The 20,435-nt window shown below is 60.1% G+C and carries 16 protein-coding genes, 3 tRNA genes and 1 pseudogene; 2 read left to right on the top strand and 18 right to left on the bottom strand.

What is annotated here, in order from left to right; genetic code table 11:
- Positions 1 to 44 precede the first annotated feature (44 nt).
- Complete coding sequence (locus C0617_RS15920) at positions 45 to 944, bottom strand: GerMN domain-containing protein (protein ID WP_291318022.1); 900 nt, start codon at positions 942 to 944, stop codon at positions 45 to 47.
- Positions 945 to 1,151: 207 nt separating this feature from the next.
- Between C0617_RS15920 and C0617_RS15915 the strand changes: the two genes are divergently transcribed.
- Positions 1,152 to 2,045, top strand: coding sequence for an AEC family transporter (locus C0617_RS15915; protein ID WP_291318021.1), 894 nt, complete (start codon positions 1,152 to 1,154; stop codon positions 2,043 to 2,045).
- A gap of 87 nt (positions 2,046 to 2,132) precedes the next feature.
- On the opposite strand, the gene C0617_RS15910 is transcribed toward C0617_RS15915, so the two are convergent.
- From C0617_RS15910 to C0617_RS15840, 15 genes and pseudogenes are all read right to left on the bottom strand, one after another.
- Positions 2,133 to 3,221, bottom strand: a complete 1,089-nt coding sequence (locus C0617_RS15910; RefSeq protein ID WP_291318020.1) for an MlaD family protein — start codon at positions 3,219 to 3,221, stop codon at positions 2,133 to 2,135.
- A gap of 1 nt (position 3,222) precedes the next feature.
- Entirely contained in the window at positions 3,223 to 4,110 is an 888-nt protein-coding gene (locus C0617_RS15905) for an ABC transporter ATP-binding protein (protein WP_363324382.1), read from the bottom strand.
- A gap of 13 nt (positions 4,111 to 4,123) precedes the next feature.
- Positions 4,124 to 4,891, bottom strand: coding sequence for an ABC transporter permease (locus tag C0617_RS15900; RefSeq protein ID WP_291318018.1), 768 nt, complete (start codon positions 4,889 to 4,891; stop codon positions 4,124 to 4,126).
- Between the two features lie 24 nt (positions 4,892 to 4,915).
- A complete protein-coding gene (locus C0617_RS15895) occupies positions 4,916 to 6,319 on the bottom strand; it encodes a hypothetical protein (protein WP_291318017.1) in 1,404 nt (467 codons plus the stop codon).
- Between the two features lie 325 nt (positions 6,320 to 6,644).
- Entirely contained in the window at positions 6,645 to 7,610 is a 966-nt protein-coding gene (locus C0617_RS15890) for a hypothetical protein (RefSeq protein WP_291318016.1), read from the bottom strand.
- A 153-nt stretch (positions 7,611 to 7,763) separates the two neighbouring features.
- Positions 7,764 to 8,465, bottom strand: a complete 702-nt coding sequence (locus C0617_RS15885) for a hypothetical protein (RefSeq protein ID WP_291318015.1) — start codon at positions 8,463 to 8,465, stop codon at positions 7,764 to 7,766.
- Positions 8,462 to 9,442 (bottom strand): annotated as a pseudogene (locus tag C0617_RS15880) (acetoin utilization protein AcuC); the annotation flags it as partial. The gene C0617_RS15885 and the pseudogene C0617_RS15880, both read right to left, overlap by 4 nt.
- Before the next feature lie 18 nt (positions 9,443 to 9,460).
- The gene (locus C0617_RS15875) at positions 9,461 to 9,613 is read right to left on the bottom strand and encodes a hypothetical protein (protein WP_291318014.1); all 153 of its coding nucleotides are present in this window, start codon (positions 9,611 to 9,613) and stop codon (positions 9,461 to 9,463) included.
- Positions 9,614 to 9,775: 162 nt separating this feature from the next.
- Positions 9,776 to 9,853: transfer RNA gene (locus C0617_RS15870), tRNA-Glu, on the bottom strand.
- A gap of 35 nt (positions 9,854 to 9,888) precedes the next feature.
- Positions 9,889 to 9,963: transfer RNA gene (locus C0617_RS15865), tRNA-Gln, on the bottom strand.
- 94 nt (positions 9,964 to 10,057) lie between these two features.
- Complete coding sequence (gltX, locus tag C0617_RS15860; protein ID WP_291318013.1) at positions 10,058 to 11,452, bottom strand: glutamate--tRNA ligase; 1,395 nt, start codon at positions 11,450 to 11,452, stop codon at positions 10,058 to 10,060.
- Positions 11,453 to 11,587: 135 nt separating this feature from the next.
- Positions 11,588 to 12,391, bottom strand: a complete 804-nt coding sequence (gene amrB, locus C0617_RS15855; protein ID WP_291318012.1) for an AmmeMemoRadiSam system protein B — start codon at positions 12,389 to 12,391, stop codon at positions 11,588 to 11,590.
- A gap of 66 nt (positions 12,392 to 12,457) precedes the next feature.
- Complete coding sequence (locus C0617_RS15850) at positions 12,458 to 13,279, bottom strand: sulfite exporter TauE/SafE family protein (RefSeq protein WP_291318011.1); 822 nt, start codon at positions 13,277 to 13,279, stop codon at positions 12,458 to 12,460.
- 51 nt (positions 13,280 to 13,330) lie between these two features.
- Positions 13,331 to 13,404: transfer RNA gene (locus C0617_RS15845), tRNA-Cys, on the bottom strand.
- Positions 13,405 to 13,649: 245 nt separating this feature from the next.
- Positions 13,650 to 13,874 (bottom strand): hypothetical protein, encoded by a 225-nt coding sequence (locus C0617_RS15840; RefSeq protein WP_291318010.1) that lies wholly within the window; start codon positions 13,872 to 13,874, stop codon positions 13,650 to 13,652.
- A gap of 123 nt (positions 13,875 to 13,997) precedes the next feature.
- Between C0617_RS15840 and C0617_RS15835 the strand changes: the two genes are divergently transcribed.
- Positions 13,998 to 14,255 (top strand): GSU3128 family (seleno)protein, encoded by a 258-nt coding sequence (locus C0617_RS15835; protein WP_291318009.1) that lies wholly within the window; start codon positions 13,998 to 14,000, stop codon positions 14,253 to 14,255.
- Between the two features lie 20 nt (positions 14,256 to 14,275).
- Here the strand turns inward: C0617_RS15835 and C0617_RS15830 are convergent, their stop codons facing one another.
- Entirely contained in the window at positions 14,276 to 17,638 is a 3,363-nt protein-coding gene (locus C0617_RS15830; protein WP_291318008.1) for a UvrD-helicase domain-containing protein, read from the bottom strand.
- Positions 17,635 to 20,307, bottom strand: coding sequence for a PD-(D/E)XK nuclease family protein (locus C0617_RS15825; RefSeq protein ID WP_291318007.1), 2,673 nt, complete (start codon positions 20,305 to 20,307; stop codon positions 17,635 to 17,637). The genes C0617_RS15830 and C0617_RS15825 overlap by 4 nt, the downstream gene beginning before the upstream one ends.
- Positions 20,308 to 20,435: the final 128 nt, after the last annotated feature.

Here is a 20,435-nt window from a genome sequence, read left to right as displayed (position 1 = left end):
CTTGTCAACGAGAATATGACTCCGAAGGCAAAGAAAATCAGCACTTAGGGCCGTTCACCCCTGCCGAGGGTGATAATTTCGCTCCCGGTTCCCATACGATCCTTGCCGTCGGAGACCTGCCAATAGATTTTCAGGGGCATCCCCTCCTGGATGGAACCGGGTTTTTCGGGGTGGATAATCACCGCCATATTGAAAATGGACTGGAAGTACTCCCCTGTCAGGACCTCTCCGGTTTCGGCATCCTCTACCTTCAATTGTTCGACGCGAACGGGGCGATCAAAATGGAGCGCAACCTCCTCGGCACCCCTTTGCTCCGATTCCCAGAAACCGACCGCCCCGAGAAGGAGGGGATCTTCAGGAGGCAATACGGACAGGGTTTCGTTCCCCTCCGGAGAGGGCGGAAAACGCCCCGCCTTTCGCCCCGCAAAGTGGACATCGACCCGGGCCACCCCTGGAAACTGGAGCAGGCTGTGGCCCAGCGCCTCCAGGGCCCCTTTCCCCAACCGAACCTGGGGGGCGTCCCCCGCATTGCCGAGGTGAAGGGTCACCGCGCCACCATCCCGATGAAGGCCCTTCAGGAACGTCCCGCGGGGAAAAGGGTTTGTCAGGCCGAGCCGGTCAAGGTTCGATCCGTTTTCCTCCAGCAGGCGTTCCACGAGGAGGGAGATCTGGTTTTGGTCGGTGAAGAGAAACAATGGAAAAGGCCTGACCCTGGCCGGTTCATCCCGGGTCGGAAGATAACCGACCAGGGCGTAGCACCTCCCCTTCTCCGCCGTCGGCGGGGACCCGAAGTGCTTCTCGTAGGCGGTCGAAGACGAAACCCTGACTTCCTCCCCGCTCGGCTGAGAGTCCCGCCCCCTGCAAGCCCCTGCGGCAATCAGGAAAGCGACAGCGAGCAAGACCCAAAACGGGACGGGGATTTTCTTCAGAGTCGCATCTCTCATTGCAATGTCTTTCTTCCAGAGGATCCCCAGTCTCCCGGCAACCCCATCTCCCCGTCCCGAAACTCCTCGAAGGCCGGGCGACCTGCCTCCTTAAACCTACCAACTTTTTACCGCCCTTCAACAAATCGCTCATCGAAGGGCGAAGCGCTTTGCAGCAGGTTACCGTCCATGGTAGGTTCGGTCATTGCCCCGCGCCGAGGTGTCTCCATGTTGTTCATCCAGATCATTTTGCCGGTTTTTCTCATCATCCTTGCCGGGTTCGCCCTGGAGAAATTCTCCCGTCTCGATTTCCGTACCCTTACCCAGGTCTCCCTCTTTCTCTTCTCGCCGGCCCTGGTCTTTTCCGCCCTCATGAAACAGGAACTCCACTCCGGCCTTGCCGGCCGACTCTTTCTCTTCATGCTTTTGTACACCGCCATTCTTTGGGCCGTCTCCGTCGTCCTGGCCCGGCTTTTCCGGTTTACCGGGGAGACCGCAGGGGCCCTGTCCCTGTCGACGGTTGTCATGAACTGCGGCAACTTCGGCCTGCCACTGGCCTACTTCGCCTACGGGGAGAGCGGCCTTGAAATCTCCATCCTGACCTTTGTCTTTTTCACTATTCCTCTGGGGACCTTGGCCATTGTCATCGCCCAGGGGGGAAAGGCCCCCCTGGGCAAGGCCCTCTCCAATGCATTCAAAATCCCCATTTTCCATGCAGTCGTCCTGGCTCTGCTATTGAAGGGAACGGCTATCGACCTTCCCCGTTTCCTCCTTCAGCCGGTCGATCTTCTCGGACAGGCGGCCATCCCGGTCATGCTGGTCCTTCTCGGCATGCAATTGGCCCGCACCCGCTTTCAGAACACCCCGGGGTTTCTGTCCCTTGCCACGTTGCTAAGACTGGCCCTCGCGCCCCTCGTTGCATGGTTGTTGACCAGGGCCCTCGGCATCCAGGGCATGGCCAAGGGCGTGATCATTCTCCAGACGAGCACGCCCTCGGCGGTCCTGCCCCTCCTTTACTCCCTGCGCTTCGGCACCCGCCCCGACCTCGTCGCCAGTTCCATTCTGGTCACCACTCTGGCCAGTACTGTCTCCCTGACGATACTGCTCTACCTCCTTCTGTGACCCTGCCGGAACTAATAACGATTGCCAGACAAAAAAGGACCGATCCCCTCTCGGAAACCGGTACTTTATTCCGATATCGTCCTGCGGCTAGAAAAGGGTCCCCACGGCGACCCCGAGGGCCTGCAGGGGTCCGGAGTCACTGAGACCATCGACCGTCTTCTCGACCTTGTTGATGGTAGTTTTTGCGTCCCGGTAGAGCCCGTCCTCGTTGACCAGCTTGCCCAGGGTGCCCTGCCCTTCGTCGATCTTGCCGGCAATGCTGTTCACCTTCTGCATGGCGGCACTGGCGTCGTCATAGAGCCCGTCCTCGTTGACCAGCTTGCCCAGGGTGCCTTTGCCCTCGTTGACCTTTACCGCGAGTTCGCGGATTTCGGCCATGGCGTCCCCGGTCTGAACGTAGAGATCGTCTTCGACAAGAAGGCGCCCGATTGTGCCCTCGCCTTTTTTCATCCGGTCGGAAATCTCCCGGAGGTTGACGAGGGTCGCGGACGCCTCGTCGTAAAGGGTCGGGTCCTTCAGAAGGCGCCCCAAGCTCCCCTCTCCGTTCTCCAAGCGGTCGAGAAAGGTCTTGAGGGACCCCACGGCGAGGTGCAGGTCGTCATAAAGGGCCGGATCGTTGACCATCCGGCCGAGGCTCCCCTCCCCCTGATCGATCTTGCGCACGACGCTCTCGAGCTGCCGCACCGCATCGGTGAAGGTTTCCTTGCTCTCCTCCAGGAAATCGCCCAGGTTGCCCATGAGGCGCTCTTGGTTGCGGTCGATATTGTTGATGAGCTGATCGATATTGGTGGTGGGCCGAGACCGAAGGGCCTTCCCCGGGGGGAGCGGAGGGGATTCGGGGTTGTCGAAATCGATGCCGAGGAACTGACCTCCGAGCAGATTGGCCTTGCGGATGGAAGCGATCGAATCTTCCCGGATATCGGTCCCTTCCACGACGTAGAAATCTATTCGAACCTTCCCCTTTTCGATGGCGACCGATTCGACCTTGCCGACATCGACGCCGGCCACCAGCACCGGGTCTCCGACCTTGATCCCCACCCCTGAATCGAAATAGGTCAAGTAAGGGGTTTGATCCTCGAAGGGACTCCAGTCCTCCACCAGCTCGATAACGGCCCCCAAGGCCACCAGGGCCAGCAGAAAAAAGAGACCCACCTTCTTCTCCGTGGACATGGCCATTTCAGTCCTCTCCCTTGATTCCCTTGGTGGTGGTATAGATAAAATTACGCACAACCGGGTTCTGGCTGGCTTTGATCTGCGCGGGTGTACCGACCTCGACGATGCCCTCCTCCGTGATCATGGCCACGCGGTCCGAAAGGTATAGTGCGAAATTCAGGTCGTGGCTGACAATGATGGAGGTGAGGTTGACCTTCTCCTTCAGGGTCATGATCACCTTGGCCAATTCGTCCGAAGTGACGGGGTCGAGTTCGGCCGTCGGTTCGTCATAAAGGATGAGATCGGGGTTCATGGCAAGGGAGCGGGCAATCGCCACGCGCTTCTTCATGCCCCCGGAAAGTTCGGATGTAAGGAGGTCCTCCCGCCCCTCGAGCCCGACCAAGGAAAGTTTTTCACGAATAATGGTCCGAATCCGCGCCTCGGTACAGACCCTTTTTTCCCGCAACCATAGGCCGACATTCTCCCCCACGGTGAGGGAGTTGAATAAAGCGGAGGACTGGAAGACCATGCTGTAGCGGTAGTCGCGCTCCGCGGCTTCCCTGGAAAAATCGTAAATGTCGTGTCCGTCGATGAAAATCTTCCCGCTGTCGGGCTTCTCGAGCTTGACGATATGCTTGAGCAAAACACTTTTCCCGGTGCCGGAGGGGCCGATAATGGAAAAAGTCTCGCCGGGAAGGATCTCAAGGTTGATTTTCCTGAGAACATGGTTGGCGCCGAATGACTTGTTCAGATCCACCACGCGAATGCCGACACCGTGGGATTCCTCGTAGTCGGATTGACACTCGCAACCGTCGAAAATCGATGCGCTAAATCCGTGGGTCAACTTGCTGAGGATCCCACTTTTAGGCTTGCCGTTTTTTCCGTTTTTTCCGTTTTTTGATGATCCGATCATGGGCACCTTGTTTTCACATCATCACGCGGGTCAAAAAGTAGTTTGCGACGAAAATCAGCAGGAAAGAGAGGACGACGGCCCGGGTGGTGGAACGTCCGATGCCCCGGGCGCCTCCGGTTGTCTTGAAGCCGACATAGCAGCCGACCTGGGCGACGATTCCGCCGAAGACCGTGGCCTTGAGCAACCCCTTGAGAATTTCCTTGTAGTTGAGAGCCTGCACCAGGTTGTCATAATAAACGGTGAAGGGGACATTGATCTTGGGGTTGACATGGGCCACGAAACCACCGCCGAAGATGCCTATAATAATGGTTAACACAACGAGAGCCGGAACCGCAACGAGGCAGGCAAGCAGCCGCGGCATGGCCAGATAGCGGACGGGGTTGATCTCCAGGGTTTTGAGGGCATCGATCTCCTCGTAGACCTCCATCGCCCCGAGTTCCGCGGCCATGGACGAGCCGATGCGTCCGGCCACCAGCAGGCAGGTCATGACCGGTCCCAACTCCTTGGTCATGGAGAGGCCGACGATCGCGCCGATGACGTCCTGAGTGCCGTAAAGAGCCAACTGCGTCCCGGTCTGCAGCGAAAGGACCATGCCGATAAACAGGGCCATTAGCGAAGCGATGGGAAGGGTCCCGATCCCAACCTCGCTCATTTGCCGGAAGATCGCGGGCAGGTTGCGGGGCGCCTCCTTGAAATAATAGACGGTTTCCACCAGCAGGGCTAGCATCTCGCCAGCGGTCTGGGCGGCATTTAAAATTTTTTTTCCGAGGGCTTCCAGCATCCCTTATCCTCGTATCCTTGGGCCTTAGCCCTTTCCGAGGGGCAGTCCCCAAGGCAGGTAAAACAGGTTGACCCTTCTACCCTCGGGGCCGCTGCGATATCTCAAAAGCCCCTTCAAAAGCGACCAGTCGACCCCTCGTTCCACGTCCCTCCTGAAAGAGAGCAGGGGGAAAATCTCCAGAGCCAGGTCATCCCCGCGGCGCTCCTTCCAGTAAAGGTTCCAAAGCAGGGAGGACATCTCGTTGCCGTGACGGTCCCATTTTCGCTGGTAAAGGCGCCACAGGGGCGACCAGTTGCGCTCGATGCCGCCGCTTTCTGGAAAGAAGGGCTCGAGGAGCGAAAGGGTGTAAAAATGGCTAACTCCGTCGTTCTCCTCATAGCTGAATAGTGGCCAAAAGGCAGTGCGTCTCTTATTCTTTCCGTCTTCCCCGTAGGTCTGCTCCTTCAGGTCCGAATACAGAAAAAACAGCACCCGGTCGCGCCTTCTTTGGTAGAACTCGGTCTCGGTCTCCTCGATTTTGTAAAGCGGCCAGAGGAACCAGCGCTTGCGGTACCCCTCCCCCCTCTCGTCGGCGTAAAAGGGAAGGAATCGCTGGATCTCCTTGTCTCCGCCTTCGGCGACCCGAAAGATGGGCCAGGGGAGATTCCATTCCTCGTATCCCTTGGCCCTGTCCTGAATGTGGCTGAAAAAGGGCCAGAGATAGGTCCGGGAAACCCGCTGCGGCGAGTCCTCCCCGAAAAAAAAGGGAAAGAACATTCTCTGGTGAAGGGGCGCTTCTGTATCCTGGGCCAGCCGGTAGTCGAAATAAAAGGGCCAGAGATAAAAGCGTTTTCTGTAAACACCCTCCTTTTGACTGGCCCCTGCCAGCGGCCAGAATTTCCAACCCGATTCGTTTTCCCCCTCTATGCGCGCTCCAATGGGCCACAGGACATTTGTCACCGTGGTGCCCTTCTTTTGGGTGCGGCTGTAGAGAGGGAAGAGAGCGAACTGAATCTCGTCCCTGCCGAACCGGTTGGTAATCTTGCCTCCCAGGGGAAAGATGGCAAGGTAACCCTCCCCCTCCTGGTCGGTTTTGCGATAGAACACAAAGGGAAAGAGGAGAAACTCGTCTTCCTGCGGGTCACCCATCCGGCCGAAGTCATAGTTGAGAAGGTGCAATCCCTGGAAGAAAGTCCGTTTCGGCTCCGCCTTGCGAGAAGCTAGAGGGTAAAGGAATTCGCTGTACCGGTATTTCCCCTCCGCGTTTCGGACGTGGTGGTAAAGAGGGCGCAGGCCGTAACGGGTCTCTTCCAGAGTCCTTTGATAACTGAAGAGAGGCCCGAGCAGGTGGAAACTGACAAAGTCGGAATCCTCGGTACGACGATAATCGATCAGGGGCCAGAGTGTGAGGATCTCTGCGTCCTGCCCGAGCGCAGAAGCAGGGGGCATGAAAAGCAGCACCCCTAAAAAGAAGGTCAGAGCAAGACGTCCCATCAATCCCCAAGCCGCAAAAAACAATTCTTCTAATCCATTTCAAATAATTAGAAATACTAACAGGATCACGCATCAAAAACAACCGGGTCTTTTCCCGACAGACCGATCCAATGCCTGAGATCGCCCTGTAGAAAAAACAGGATTCCCTGGCACCTCGCCGCGTCAGGCCCCGGGTCCGCCCTTCCCATTCCCGGGGCGATTCACAAGAGTCAGGATGCCGTATATCACCCCGGCAATAAAAAGAATAAAGACCAGGTCACCAATGCCGAAACTATCCATTTCAGATCCCTCCCCCGTCAATGATTCGGTCTTTGCCCTTGATGGCCTTTTCCATGTCCGGGTCGATCTCCAGAGCTTTTTCAAAGGCCTCGAATGCCCCGCCGAGATCGCCACCCTTTTCCCGGCATACCCCGAGAAGGTAAAAGAATTGAGGTGAAGAAAAGTTCTCCAAGAACACCCCTTCTTCCTCGAGCCGCTCAAGAATCTGGCGGGCGGTTTCAAAATCTTTTTCACCGCAGGCCTTAAGCGCCTCTCCGGCCGCTTCTAGATCGTCGATCAGCGGGTGGTCGGGGATTTCCTGCTGCAGGATCTGTTCGATGCGGCTCTCAAGGGCATCCCGGGTCGGGCCGGCCTCCAGTCGATCGACAACCCCCTGCCACCGGCGGGCGGCACCGGGGAAATCACCAAGGAAAAAATCGATCTGCCCGAGGTAGTTGAGGGTTGTGGGATCGTTGGGCAGATATTTGAGGGAACGCTGCAGGTAGCCGAGCGCCTTGAGGAGATCAAGACGGCAGTTGTCTAATTCGGAGAACATTGTGCCCACATCGAAAAAAGATATCCCGAGTCGCTGAAGCAGGCCGGGGTTTTCAGGATCGAGCAGGGAGAGAATTTTCATGTAGGTGATTTTGCGCCGCACATAGGGAGCGTCGACCTCTTTGTGCTCCAGCATGACGATCTGGGCTCCCATGTCTGCGATGAAGTGCGGAAAGGCATCCCTCAGCAGCCCTGCATAGACTGTATTGAACTCACAATCGGGAAACTGCCGCAGGTAATCGTACAGGCCCTGCCCGATGGCGTTGGAATCGGGCTCACCATCGGAGAGGTCTTCCTGTTTGACGGGAAGAGGGACCTTGGGCAAAGGGACTTCGTTCTGCTCGGGCCCGACCTCCACGGTGGCATCTTTCGGCGGCGTCCAGAGAACGAAATTCTGTGGGTCTAGGGATTTGACGTCCTGGTTCTCGTGCATCGGTTCGTCCTTTTCGGTGAAGAGAGTTCAGACCCGGTCGGCAAAGGTGTCAATCCCCGCATCAACACCGAGGGTCTTATATATTTTGACGCCGTCCCATGGCCGCTCCAGAATGCCGTCATGAATGGCCCAGCTGCGGCCCTTGACGGTCTTTTAGGAACCCTGCCTGCGGAAAGGGGTCGACCCGTCCAGACTCCGGAAGAGCGTTCCGCCGGGACGAAACTCTCGGTCAATCCAGAGCATAAGCTGTTTGCCGGTGATGTAATCGAAACCGTATTTCTCGTAGCGCAGGGCATTGTTGTACGACAGAGGCTCGGCCACGATCGTATCGATCCCGAGCGCATCGACAAACCGCTCGAACTGGGCGAAAAAGGGTGAGAACATTTTCAGCCCGGCGCGCACCTGGTTGGGGGAGAGGCCGTGGTTCATGGCCCCGACTTCCTCTGGGACGTTGCGGCGCAGGGTGCCGAAAGAGTTTTCCCGGCCCGAGGGATCGACGTCGATGTCGAAACGGGGGGCCGCCGGATCGTTGATCAGGCAGAAGGAGAGTTCAATCTGCCCATAGGGCGTGTCCGCAATTTCTACAAAGAAGACACAGTCCCTGTCCTCCGGATCCATCCGGACCTCGACCCGAGTCACCCCGAGCCCCGGGGGGCAGATGAACTTTACCTTGGATCGACCGTCCCTGCCACGAAGGTCTCCCGAATCGATCCCCAGGCGATCATAGATCGGCACCGGAATCAGAGCACGGTAAATGCCCTCCTTGGCACTCACCGGCAGACGGTTGATATCCCTCAACGAGAACAGGGGAAGACCGTCAGGGCCGAGCAGATGGGGGGTTCCCAGGCGGCTCATGGCGTTTCTCCGGGAGTCAGGCCGAACAGGGGGAAGACTCTCCGTTCGAGAAAAGCCAGGTGCTGCTCCAGGTTCGCTTGAGCCCGGGCGAAGTCATCGGGATGGGCCAGACGCGGCTCGTCCCGCAACAGGTCGCTGGCGTACCCGAGTTCTTTGAGCCTCCGGACAACCCGGCCGGGCAACCGGTCCGGCACCTCGATGCCCGCCATGATCGCCCAGACCAGGGTCCAGGTTCGAGCCACGTTGACTTCATCGTACCCCCCCCCGCCCAGAGCGACCCAGGGCAGTCCAGTGCCTGCAAAACTGCGGGCGGCATATTCGATGGCACCGGTGGTGCACTCAAGTCGGGTCAGGGGGTCGGTCCGCAGGCTGTCGACACCGAGTTGGGTGACGAGCACATCGGGCCGGTATCCCTCGATCAAGGGAAGAACGATTCTTCGAAAGGCCTGCTCGAATATGAGGTCGTCGGCATGGGCAGAGAAAGGCACGTTGATGGAGTACCCGTATCCTGCGTTGCGCCCCAATTCGTGGGTGAAGCCCGTCTGGGGGAAGAAATCGTCTCCGGTTTCGTGAAGCGAGATGGTCAGGACCTGGTCGGTATCGTAAAATGCCTCTTGGACCCCGTCTCCGTGATGGGCGTCGATATCGACATAGGCGACCCGAAGGCCCCGGTCCAAAAGACTGAGAATGGCGACCACGGCGTCGTTCAGGTAACTGAAACCGGAGGCCTTGGCCCGGTGAGCGTGGTGGTACCCCCCGGCGACATTGAAGGCAACCCGGCAATTCTCCTCAACGACCTGGCGGGCCGCCTCGAGGGTGCCCCCGCACCCCAGGCGGGACCATTCATATACGCCGGGGAAAACAGGATTCTCCACGTCTCCCAGGCCGTAAAGAAAATTGGCTCGGGGCGTAGCTGCGCGACTGAACTCCTTCAAGGTCTTCAGGTAGCCGGCATCGTGGTAGGACAGAAGGGCTTCCTCCGGGGCCCGCGGGCACTAGACGACGCGCGCTTCGGGCGGGGCAAGAAGCCCGAGTTCCCGAATCAGGTCATATGTCAACCGATAGCGCAGCACCTTGAACGGATGCTCCTCCCCGTAGGAGAATCCGCTGAAACGACTGGAGTAAATTAAAGCGCAACTGTCTTTCATTATTGTCCACCCACCACCTTTTTACAACTCTCCCCCTCCAAGGTCAACATTTCAAAACGATGAAGGCCAGGCCTTGCCTATTTATTGCTGTCTCGTACGAGAGAAAAAAAAAGGTGGAGCAAATAGCTCCACCTTTTTGCTTGCCCTCAGGCAAGCTGGATATGGTACGCCCAAGGGGATTCGAACCCCTGTCGCCGCCGTGAAAGGGCGGTGTCCTAGACCAGGCTAGACGATAGGCGCGTACGTTATGTTGGCCGGGTACGCCCGGTTGAATCTGGCTGGGGTGGGAGGATTTGAACCCCCGAATGGCGGAATCAGAATCCGCTGCCTTACCGCTTGGCGACACCCCAAAAACAGATGGATTTTTATCAGAGATGCCGACACGAAGTCAAGAGGAAAATTACGTCCTCCTCCTCCCGACTCAGGGAACCGCCAAAGTTCGCCTCAGAGCATTTCTAAAGCGCGCTGCAGCCGCCGCAAGGTCTCCTCCCGGCCGAGGACCACGGCCACTTCGTAGATTCCGGGACTCGCGGTCCCCCCGGCCAGGGCGACGCGAATAGAGGGGCCGAACTTGCCGAGCTTCAGACCGGTCTCTTCCATGACCGCCTTAAAGGCCTGGCCAATCCCCTCTTCGTTCCAATCGGAACTCTTTTCAAGGTGCCGGATCACTGTTTCGAGTACAGGGCGTTTGTCCTCGGTGAGAAACTTCGCGGCTGCCTGCTCGTCGTAAGCGAAGTCTTTCTGGAAATAAAAAGCCGCCCCTTGAGCCATCTCCAGCATGGTGCGCGAGCGCTCCCGAAGAGTTTTCACCACAGCCTGCAAATCGGGACCACCCCTCGGGTCGATCCCGTCGGCGGCGAGGAACGGCTCCAGCAGTCCCGCGAGGCGGGCGGGATCGCCGGTCTTGATGTAGTGGGCATTGAGCCACAGCAGCTTTTCCGGGTTGAACACACCGGCTGACTTGCCGACGTTCTCGAGGCTGAACTTTTCGACCAGGTCGTCCATGGAGAAGATTTCTTCGTCGCCGTGGGACCAGCCGAGGCGTACAAGGTAATTGACCATCGCTTCGGGGAGGTAGCCCATATCCTTGTAGGCCATGACCGAGGTCGCCCCGTGACGTTTCGAAAGTCGCGACTTGTCGGCGCCGAGAATCATCGGCACGTGGGCGAACTCTGGAACCGGGTAGCCGAGGGCCTGATAGAGGAGGATCTGCCGCGGGGTATTGTTGATGTGATCGTCCCCCCGGACGACATGGGTCAGGCCCATTTCGGCGTCATCGACGACGACCACGAAGTTGTAGGTCGGTGTCCCGTCGGAACGCTGGATGATCAAGTCATCGAGTTCCTCGTTGCTGAATGTGATCGGACCCTTGATCCGGTCTGCAAAGGACGTTTCCCCCTCCTGGGGAGAGCGGAAACGGACGACGAAAGGAACGCCCTGCGGCTGGTCCTGGCGGTTCCGGCAGGTTCCGTCGTACTTGGGCTTTCCGCCTTCGGCCATGGCGGTCTTGCGCTTGGCGTCAAGCTCTTCGGGGGTGCAGTAACAGCGATAGGCCTTGCCCTCGGCGAGAAGTTGGTCGACCTTGGCCCGGTAAAGGTCGAACCGCTCGGACTGATAGTACGGCCTCTCGTCGCTGGTGAGGCCCAACCACTCCATGGCCTGAAGGATAGCGTCGGTCGACTCCTGCGTTGACCGCGCGACATCGGTATCCTCGATGCGCAGTATGAAAGTTCCTTCCTCCTTGCGGGCCAGGAGGTAATTGAAAAGGGCGGTCCGGGCACCTCCGATGTGAAGGTAGCCGGTGGGGCTGGGGGCAAAGCGAACACGCAGCTTGGACATCTTGAACTCCCTTGGGCGGATTAAGTGGTGTTTGCGCCGGGCGGCCCCCGGTTCCAAAAGACAGGGGCCGCATTTTGAGCGACCCCGGATATTACCTGCAATCCCCGTAACCTGGCAACCCCTTTCCTGGAGAGGTCAAGTGATCACCACCCCGGCATATCCGACCACCTGATCGTTGTCCCCGGTGACGTCACCGGAATTGCCGTAATTCACCAGGGTGGCCTGACGGGCTCCGAGCCTGACTGAGGCGGCCAGCATGACGACGACGGGGAGAACTCCGCACATGCTTATTCCCCGGTTCCGAACCACCCGGTAGAGCCCCTCTGGGTCGAGTGCCTCGATTCTCTCGAGTGCCTGCATGTCCTTGGCCCGGGCGGTCTCGGACGATTCGTAGTGAGTCATGTCCGAACTGGCCACCATGAGCACCTCGTCGGGACAGGAACTCAAGACCTCCGCGAGGGCTTCCCCGGTCTGCAAAAGGCTGGAAAGGGACAGGGAGGCCAGGCAGATGGGGACGATCGAAGCACGGGGCGAGCGGACCTGAACAAAGGGCAGCTGGACTTCCAGGGAGTGTTCCATACGGTGGGCCGCCTCGTCGGCGACCAGGGCCGGACAGCGCGCGATAAGAGCACCGGTCAGTTCCTCGTCGATCAGCGACTCGCCGAGGGGAGTGGCCCACGCCCCGGCGCGGAACACAGCACCGGGCTGCCCCAAGCCATGATGATTCGGACCGAGGATAACGACCCGCCGGGGGACCTCGACCCGGGCAAAGGTCTGGCCGGCTATCGCCCCGGAATAAATGTACCCGGCATGGGGGGAGACGATTCCGAGAGCCGGGCGGGGCGGGACCTCCGAAGAGAGAAACCCCTTGACCATATCCCGTAGAGCGGTCGCACTTTCAGGATAGAACTGCCCGGCTACGACGGCTTTGCGATGCATGGCCTCTCCTTCGGGATGCAACGGTCACACGGTGATGATGCTTTCTGCGGCACGAGTCCCGATCGGTCAGAAAAAGGCGACCACCAACATGCGCAGACCGACCAGGACCAGCAGAAGGGCGAAAACTCTTACGAGTCTATCATGGGTGAAACTCCCGGCAACCTTGACTCCGACTCGGGCGGAGACCATGGTGACGGGGGCGACGAGGGCGGCAACGAGAAGGTTGACATAGCCGAGAGAAAAAGGCGGCAAGAGGGGACTGCCCCAGCCGTGGATAACGTAGGAGAGTGCCCCGAAAAAGGAAGAGATGGCAATCAGGGCGCTTGAATTGCCGACCGCAAGGTGAATGGGCAACTGGAGAAGAATGACCATCAGCGGAACGGCGACCACGCCGCCTCCGACACCGAAAAACGCAGAAAAGACTCCTCCCCCCAACCCGACCGCGATCAGGGTAGGGCGAGCTGCCGGTGTGATCCGTTCGGGAGGAAGGCGGGGATGGAAGAGAAAGAGCTTCAGAGCTACGGTGATTTGCATCAGTCCGAAGAGCCACTTGAGCCAATCTCCCGGCAAAAAGGCGGCCAGGGTTCCCCCGGAGAATGCCCCTACGGCCCCCCCGATGGCCAGGTAGAAGACCTGGTGCCATTCGACGTTCCCCCGTTTGCAGTGACCGAGGGTGCTGCTCAGAGCGGTGGGGATAATAATGGCGAGACTGGTCCCGAAGGCGGCATGGACAAGGTGGGCGGAAGGGAATCCGGCGGCGGGAAAACACCAGAGGAACAGGGGCACCAGAATGATGCCTCCCCCGATGCCCAGGAGGCCGGCAAGAAAGCCGGCCAGGGATCCGAGCAGGGTGAACATCACTAGGATGAAGGGTGAAAAATGCTCCATATCGACCCGGCAAAGAAAAAAGCCAGCCCGAGGGGGCTGGCTTTTTTTAGTTGGAGGCCCCGACCAGATTCGCACTGGTGATGGAGGTTTTGCAGACCTCTGCCTTACCACTTGGCGACGGGGCCGACATATAACTGTTTGTGCCGTAAAAGCCCGGTATTGATACCAGATCGCCCAAGGGGTGTCAAGGGAAAATCAGGAACAATGCAGGGCGGGATGCAGTTCTTACCGGACGCGTTCCTTGCCCCTTTTCCCCGGCCCCGAAGAGGAGTCTTCGGGTTTTGCTTTCCGTTTGGGGGCGAAGAAAACCCTCTGGAAAAGAAGCAACGGGACAGAGGGTGTGAAAAATTTAAAGTCGCAGGAAAAACCTTCAGGCAAAAACCGCGAGATTTCTCAGGATCTCGTCTTGGGGCACCCCATCGACGAGGATGCCTCCACCCTCGAGAAGCGAAACCAATTGGGAAAGACTGGCGTTTTCCCCGTTAACGACCACTTCTCGTTTTTCAGTGGCTAATTCCAGGACCGTTTTCCAATCCTGCTGGCTGATTCGCTGATCCTCAAGGGCCCTGTTCAAAACCTCGAGCAGTTGCGCCATGCCGAGCCTCCCTTCAAAGATACAACAAAAGAATGATAGCTTAAGGATGCATCGATGGTTCAATGATATCATATCTAAGTCGAGGGTCCAGTTGACCGAAACCTGTTCATAGGAGGCAAAAGGATGAAAACCCGTCAGAAGGTTTTCGATTACGAATACGAGGAAGTCCTGGACCCCAGGACGAGGGAACTGATTCGGGTCGGGTGTGCGGTGGCGGTGGGATGCCCCGACTGACTGGCCAAACACTTCGCGGTCGCGAAGCAGGCAGGTGCCAGCGAGGCGGAACTCAAGGAAGCCATGGCTTATGGGATGCTCGCCCCTTCGGGTCGGGCGAAAAATTTCGTTCTGCGCATGACGGAGGAATTGGGCCTGGAGGATTGATGAATGCCCCGCTGGCCGATTCAGGCCACTTCCCACCAGCCGTCAAATAAAGGGAAGTAGAGTGCTGTGCGAATCGTTCGTCCAAGCTCCAGGCTGCGAAAAAGGGCGCCATAGGCGGCAAGCTGGCCAGCGTATATGGTTCCCTGCTCACGCAGAAACGCCTCCTGCCCCTTCTCCGGACAGGGCGTCGTCTTGTAGTCGATCACCCAGCGGACCCCATCGTCGTCGACAAAGGTTCGATCGATCACGGCATGAACGAGTTGGCCATCAACCATGCCAGAGAGGGCCGACTCGCTTTCGGCATCGGAGCGGTCCCCGAGAATCCACCGTCCTCTCGTGCTGGCGAGGGCCGTGCACAGAGCATCGACGACCTTCCGAACGCCGCTGGGAATTTCGGACGCCGGCACGCCGAGGGCGTTCAACCGGCGGGCGATTGCCGTCTCATCTCCCCTCACCCTCTCTGCCGACCACCTTCCCAGCCCTTCCCGGGCAATGCGTTCCAGGTAGGCATGGCTCACCGTCCCCACGTGGCGGGCCGTTTCGGCCTCCCACCCGGAGAAGGGATCCCCTCGCAGGTCAGCCTCTCTGCGATCCGAGGGCTGGCTGACAGCCCCGCCGACCTGGATCCGGGCGGGCACAAGTTGGGGCATAGCCCAGTCGCACGGCAGGCGGAAGATCCGGCTCCCTCCCCTTCCCTCTTCTTTTGAATCCGAAGGGTTGTCCGGAGCGTCTGCCGAGGCGAATCGACTCTCGACCGCCGGCCATAGCTTCTTTAACAGGGACCCGGAGGAAGGACTGAATTCCCCCTTCCCGTTGAGCTTCGCATGCCCGAGGAGGTGAAGGCGCTTCCTGGCGCGGGTCGCGGCAACGTAGAGCAGCCGGGTGACCTCCAGATCTTCCTTTTCACGCTCGAGGCGTCCGATGGCCTCATAGATCGGATCCTTGGCCGATCCGTCCCGGGGCGAGACCGGAGCGAGAAGCAAGCCGGAATCCGGATGTTCAAGCCAACGCATCAGGGGTTTGTCGCCCCCTGCCGGTGGGCGGCCGAGGCCGGGGAGGATAACGGTGTCGAACTCCAGGCCCTTCGATTTATGAATGGTCATGACCTGCAGCCTGCCGTCGGCACCCGAATCGGAGGCGGCAAAGAGTTTCTTTACGCTTTCCTCGAGGCCGTCGAGAGACAAAAGGTCCCCGCCGTGGTCGAGTTTCTCCATGAGGGAAAAGACCATCTCGACGTCTTTGGCGCTTCCAGAACCGCTGCATGCAGGGCCCCCAAGAGCCAGCCAGCAGCCTTCTACCAGACGCCGCAGACCGACTGCGCCGCGCCGGGCCACCCCGAGAGAAAGAATTCCCTGAACCCGTTCGGCCCTCTCGCGACCGTCTTCGGAAAGACGGCTTTTCGCCTCGGGATCACGCAGCAGAGCCGGGACGGTCTGCGAGGGTTCCTCTCCGCACAAGGCGTACAGGTCACGGAGAAGGAGACCGCACCATGGCGCGCGCAGCACCGACAGCCAGGAAAGACGGTCCGCGGGATGAAGCAGAGCCCGGGTCAGGGCGAGGATATCTCGAACCGCGGGCCGGCATCCGAGCAGGTCGATATCCTTGGCGCTGTAGCGCAGCCCCTCCTCTTTCAGGGCCATAAGGATTTCCGGAAGATGGGTGCGACCGCGAACGAGCACCGCGACCGTTCCGGCACTGTCTCCCTCGAGGGCCCTGCGGGCCAGGGCCGCGACCTGTTGCCCCTCTGCAAAATCGTCCCGGTCGGAAAAGGGATGGACGCAACAGGAGGGCCCTTCGAGCCGACCGTGCACCGCGCTGGCCGGGCTGTAGACGATCCCCCCGAGGGCCTCGTCCTCGCGGTCGGGGAAGAGATCGGCAAAGGTTCGATTGACCCAGGAGACAATTCCCTCCTGGGAGCGGAAATTTGAGCTCAGGGTCAGCGCTTCGAGGGCCACCGACCCGATGCCTCTTTGGCGTGCGCGTAAAAAGAGCCCGACCTCCGCCTCGCGAAAAAGATAAATCGACTGCATCGGATCGCCGACCAGAAACAAGGTGCGGCCGTCGCCCGGAGACCATCCTGCGGTGAGATTCTCCAGGAGCTGAAACTGCAGCCATGAGGTGTCCTGGAATTCGTCGACCAACAGATGGTTGATCCTGGCGTCGAGCATGAGAAGGAGCTCTGATGGGTCCCCCGCGGCCGAAAGGGAATCGAGGGCTCCCATGGCGATAGCGGCGAAATCTGCGCCGCCCTCTTCGCGGAAAACCAGCCACAGCTGGGCGGCGGCCAGGGGGAGAAGATCGACGAGGGCTTGAAGAATCTGCCACTGATCGTCCGGGTAGGCCGTTGGCGGGAGTCTCCGTATTTCGCCGAGCAGGCTCTCGGCCCGAGGCGTTGCACTCAAGCGATCGAGGAGTTCCTTCATCCTCTCCTTCATGGAGGTCGCCTCACCTTTGCCCGGCGGGAAACCGCAGTTCCTGTCGAGACGCTTGCGCAGGGCGTCCCCGGCGGTCAACAGGAGGTCGGCCAGCCCCTTCCAGCACGGCAGGTCTTCCGATGACCTCCCTGGAAAGGTCTCAAGGCCGTCAAGAGATGCCAGGGGACGCTCACCGCCAGGGAGCCGGGTGGCGGCATAGCGGGCGAGTTGGATAAGTTCGTCCCGCAGATCTGCGGGAATGGTTCCGGCAAGCTCCCCCAGCCTGCCCTCCACCAGGCTCCGAAGGGATCCCTCCAGGCTCTGGCGCCAGAGGGCGTGCTCCTTCTTTCCAAGATGGCGCAGCCACTGGTCCCGCCGCCGCAGCATGCTGACCAGCAGGTCCCGGAAAAGGTCCATTCGGTTATCGAGATGAGAGAGGACCGTCGCCACCTCGGCGCCCCCCCGTCCCCCGGAACCAAGCTCGGCCAGGGTTCTTTCGGCCGCCTGCCGGTAAAGGGGCTCCGGGTCTTCGCACACCTTTGGCATCGCCCCGAATCGTGAGACCCAGGGCATGCGGCGGACAAGAGAAGCATTGAAAGAGTCGATGGTCTGAATGGTCAACAGGGAGGGGGTCTCCGCAAGGTGCCAGCCGTTCTCCCTGTCCCGCTCCAGGGCTTTTCTGGCCAACTCCCAGGTACGGGCTTCGTGGGCGGCGGCCGGGCGATTCTCTTCGGCCATTTCGAGGGCCTTCAGAAGGCGGGAGCGCATCTCGCCGGCGGCCTTGCGGGTGAAGGTAATGGCGAGGATTTCCTCGGGACGGCGCACACTGCCGAGCAGGGCGAGAAAACGCTGGATCAGCAGTTCGGTCTTTCCGGAACCGGCGGGGGCCTGAACGATGAACGAACGGCTCGGGTCGACCGCGACCTCCCTCTCTCGGGCGTCGGCAATGGGTGCGGGTCCGGCATTCATTCGGCGTCCTCCGCGAGAGAATCGAGATCATCAATGCGACAGAAGCCGTGGAGATCGCAGTAAGCGCAGGCCTTCTTCGGATCGACGGGATCGACCCCTGCCACGCCCTCCGAGAACTCCGTCCCGAGCTCTCCCAGCTGACGTCGCCACCTGGCCAGAAGGTCGCTCCAATCGCCGACCCCGTGCTTTTCCGAAAACTTTGAATCGGCGAGCGCCGCGACGTTCGGCAAAAGCCCGGACTCCCGGGCAACCCCCTTGAAAGTGCATTCCCCCTGTCGCACGTTGGCAAAGGCAACCCCGGCAAGGTTGCCCCTGTCGCCGCCGACGCCGTAGACCGGCAGCTGGGGTTCGAGAATGCGCTCGCCGAGCAGATCGTCGGGATCGACCCGGCCGGTTTTGTAATCGAGGATGACCCGGCTGCCCCCGGCCATATCGTCGATGCGGTCGACCTTGGTGTTTATGGTGAGCCCACCGAAGGATTCCCTATGCTCGACTTCGAGTTCTTTGACGACAAAGGCCGGTCTCTCTCTTTCCACTTTCACAAGCCACTCCCCCACAAGGGCTGCCAGACGGCACCGCTCGATCGCCAGAAGGGGTTCGGATGCCTCCTGCCCCCACTCAGAAAAGATCTCACTGAACGTGGCCTCGATGCACTCGGAGATCCGTTCAAACAGTTGGGCTTGAGAAAGGCAACAGAGGGCGGCATGGTCCCCTGTCCGTTCCCAGAACCTCTCCAGCACAGTGTGCAAAAGGGTTCCCCGGGTGCCGAGGTCTAGGCCGATTTCCGGTCGATCGAGGGCCCTGGCTGCGAGCCGATGATGGGCGAAGGCGCGAAAAGGACATAGAGCCTGGTCCTTGAGCAGGCCGGTGCCGCCTGTGGCGATCTCTGTCGCGCCGAGGGGAGGTCCTTGCCTGTCGACGATCCCCTCGAGGGGGACTGCCTGCGCCCGGACAGCTTCTTCCGGGTCATGGCAAGGGGCGAGAGGAACCTCTCCCTCATCGATCCAACCGATAAGGGGGCTCGGTCTCAAGTCCCGGTCCCCCTCCCGGCAGGGGTGGCTCAGGATCACTCTCGGGGCCCCGGCGAAAAGCCTGGCGCTGAGACGACGGGCAAAGGCGAGTTCCCGCTCAGCACTGGCGTGGGGCATCCCCAAAGTGACCTGAAGATGGACCGGAAGAAAGGGGTTGGGCCGCGGGTGAGCCGGCAGGGCATCCTCTGTGAGCCCCATCACCCAGAGGTGATCGAACTGCAGGCCTGCCGCCTCGAGGATGCCGACCACCTGCACCGGGCCCGCCGGCGATTCGGGTTGAAAATCGATTTCGGAAGCGAGCCGGCGCAGCAGTGACAGGGCCTCTTCGCGCCCGAGGTCCTTGCAGACAGGCTCCAGAGCGACCATCGCCGGCAGCAGCTTTTCCCGCCATGCCTTGAAAATCTGGAACTCGAGGCTGCCCAGGGGACGGTCCCCCGGCCAGCCGACCCCCTGGAGCAACCGGGAGAAGCGGTTCACCCATTCGCCGGGAGGACACTTTCCCCTCTCCCCGAGGCTTTTCTCCAGGACAGCACATATTTTGGCCCAACGCGCCAGTCCCTTCGTTTCCCTCTCCCCTTCGGCGAGTCCCTTCATCCTCTTCAGACTCACCTTCCGGGCGCCGAAACGCCGCAGCCTCCCCTCGAGCGTGGCCCGGCTGAAAGACTCTGCCTGGCTGCCGCCAAGGTAGGGGGTGCGCAGCAGGAAGCTGATCGTCTCCAGGGGGGAGGAAAAGCCTGCGCCGAGAATCTCCAACGCCGCCACGACCAGCCCCTGCTCGGAAAGCCGGGTGCCGAGGGAAAGACTGAACCGGGTCTCATCTTCGGCGAGGCCAACAAGGCCTTCCGGATCGATTTCCGCGCGAAATAGCCGCTCCACCAGGGATCGGTATCCCTGCAGGTCGGGAACGACAATGCCGATCCTTTCTTCTCCGGCATCGAGCAGGTGACGAACCCAGCGAGCAGCACGCCGCACTTCCTCCTCGACATCGGTGCACGGCATCCGCACGAGCTCTCCTCTCGGTTCGATGGGCGGAGGGAACTCCTTTACGACGCTCCCGGCGGCGCTGAAACCGGCGATCAGGCCGGTTACCCTGGGAGGCAACTCGTCGAAACCCGCGAGGAGCACCCGCCCCGGCGCGGCTAATTCACCCTGCTCCACAGCGGCGCATGCCCTGCCCGGAAGATCGGCGGCATCGAGCCACCCGCCCTTCCCGCACGCCTCCAGGTATCGTTTGCGCCAGCGAACAAAGGCACGATGATCATCGCTCAAGGGCAGCCCCGCCATGTCGGCATCGTACTCGACGAGCAGCTGGTGGGCTTCCATCGCCCGCCTCGCTGTGGCGGATACTTGAAGCAGTCCCAGCTCAGAGGCAGCGGAATCGTCCTCGACCGCCTGCTCCCACAGGCGCAGCGCTGCAAAACCGTCGAGCAGGCGGGCCTCCTCACCGAGTGAAACCAGGGCCTGGCGCAGCCAGGCGTCGAAGCTGATAATTGCCGGAGCCCGCCAGGTCATTTTTCCCAGCGATGCCATGCGAACATAGAAAAGGGACAGGAGATGGCGAGCGAGCCGCTTATTGACGGTAAGGACGAGTGCTCCTCCGGCGGCTGCATCGAGGATTTCAAGGTTATGATCTTTCATATCGCTCTCTGTCGGGCCGCCGAATGTGCAGGCGTACCTACGCACCTGTTTACGCTCCGATCATTGTCGGCCCCGCTCTCCCCCTTCGGGGTGTGAACAGGCCAGACAGCCGGAGCGGAAGACCCGAT

This window comes from Desulfuromonas sp. (genome assembly GCF_002868845.1).
Classification (GTDB): Bacteria; Desulfobacterota; Desulfuromonadia; order Desulfuromonadales; family BM501; genus BM501.
This window is presented reverse-complemented; position numbering and strand designations above follow the sequence as displayed.

Coding starts and splice junctions, on each gene's coding strand:
- C0617_RS15905 (WP_363324382.1), bottom strand. CDS start 4,110: ATGATCGGATCATCAAAAAACGGAAAAAACGGAAAAAACGGCAAGCCT.
- C0617_RS15920 (WP_291318022.1), bottom strand. CDS start 944: ATGAGAGATGCGACTCTGAAGAAAATCCCCGTCCCGTTTTGGGTCTTG.
- C0617_RS15840 (WP_291318010.1), bottom strand. CDS start 13,874: ATGGCGCAACTGCTCGAGGTTTTGAACAGGGCCCTTGAGGATCAGCGA.
- C0617_RS15900 (WP_291318018.1), bottom strand. CDS start 4,891: ATGCTGGAAGCCCTCGGAAAAAAAATTTTAAATGCCGCCCAGACCGCT.
- C0617_RS15850 (WP_291318011.1), bottom strand. CDS start 13,279: ATGGAGCATTTTTCACCCTTCATCCTAGTGATGTTCACCCTGCTCGGA.
- C0617_RS15830 (WP_291318008.1), bottom strand. CDS start 17,638: ATGAATGCCGGACCCGCACCCATTGCCGACGCCCGAGAGAGGGAGGTC.
- C0617_RS15875 (WP_291318014.1), bottom strand. CDS start 9,613: ATGAAAGACAGTTGCGCTTTAATTTACTCCAGTCGTTTCAGCGGATTC.
- C0617_RS15825 (WP_291318007.1), bottom strand. CDS start 20,307: ATGAAAGATCATAACCTTGAAATCCTCGATGCAGCCGCCGGAGGAGCA.
- C0617_RS15890 (WP_291318016.1), bottom strand. CDS start 7,610: ATGCACGAGAACCAGGACGTCAAATCCCTAGACCCACAGAATTTCGTT.
- C0617_RS15915 (WP_291318021.1), top strand. CDS start 1,152: ATGTTGTTCATCCAGATCATTTTGCCGGTTTTTCTCATCATCCTTGCC.
- C0617_RS15895 (WP_291318017.1), bottom strand. CDS start 6,319: ATGCCCCCTGCTTCTGCGCTCGGGCAGGACGCAGAGATCCTCACACTC.
- gltX (WP_291318013.1), bottom strand. CDS start 11,452: ATGTCCAAGCTGCGTGTTCGCTTTGCCCCCAGCCCCACCGGCTACCTT.
- C0617_RS15910 (WP_291318020.1), bottom strand. CDS start 3,221: ATGGCCATGTCCACGGAGAAGAAGGTGGGTCTCTTTTTTCTGCTGGCC.
- amrB (WP_291318012.1), bottom strand. CDS start 12,391: ATGCATCGCAAAGCCGTCGTAGCCGGGCAGTTCTATCCTGAAAGTGCG.
- C0617_RS15885 (WP_291318015.1), bottom strand. CDS start 8,465: ATGAGCCGCCTGGGAACCCCCCATCTGCTCGGCCCTGACGGTCTTCCC.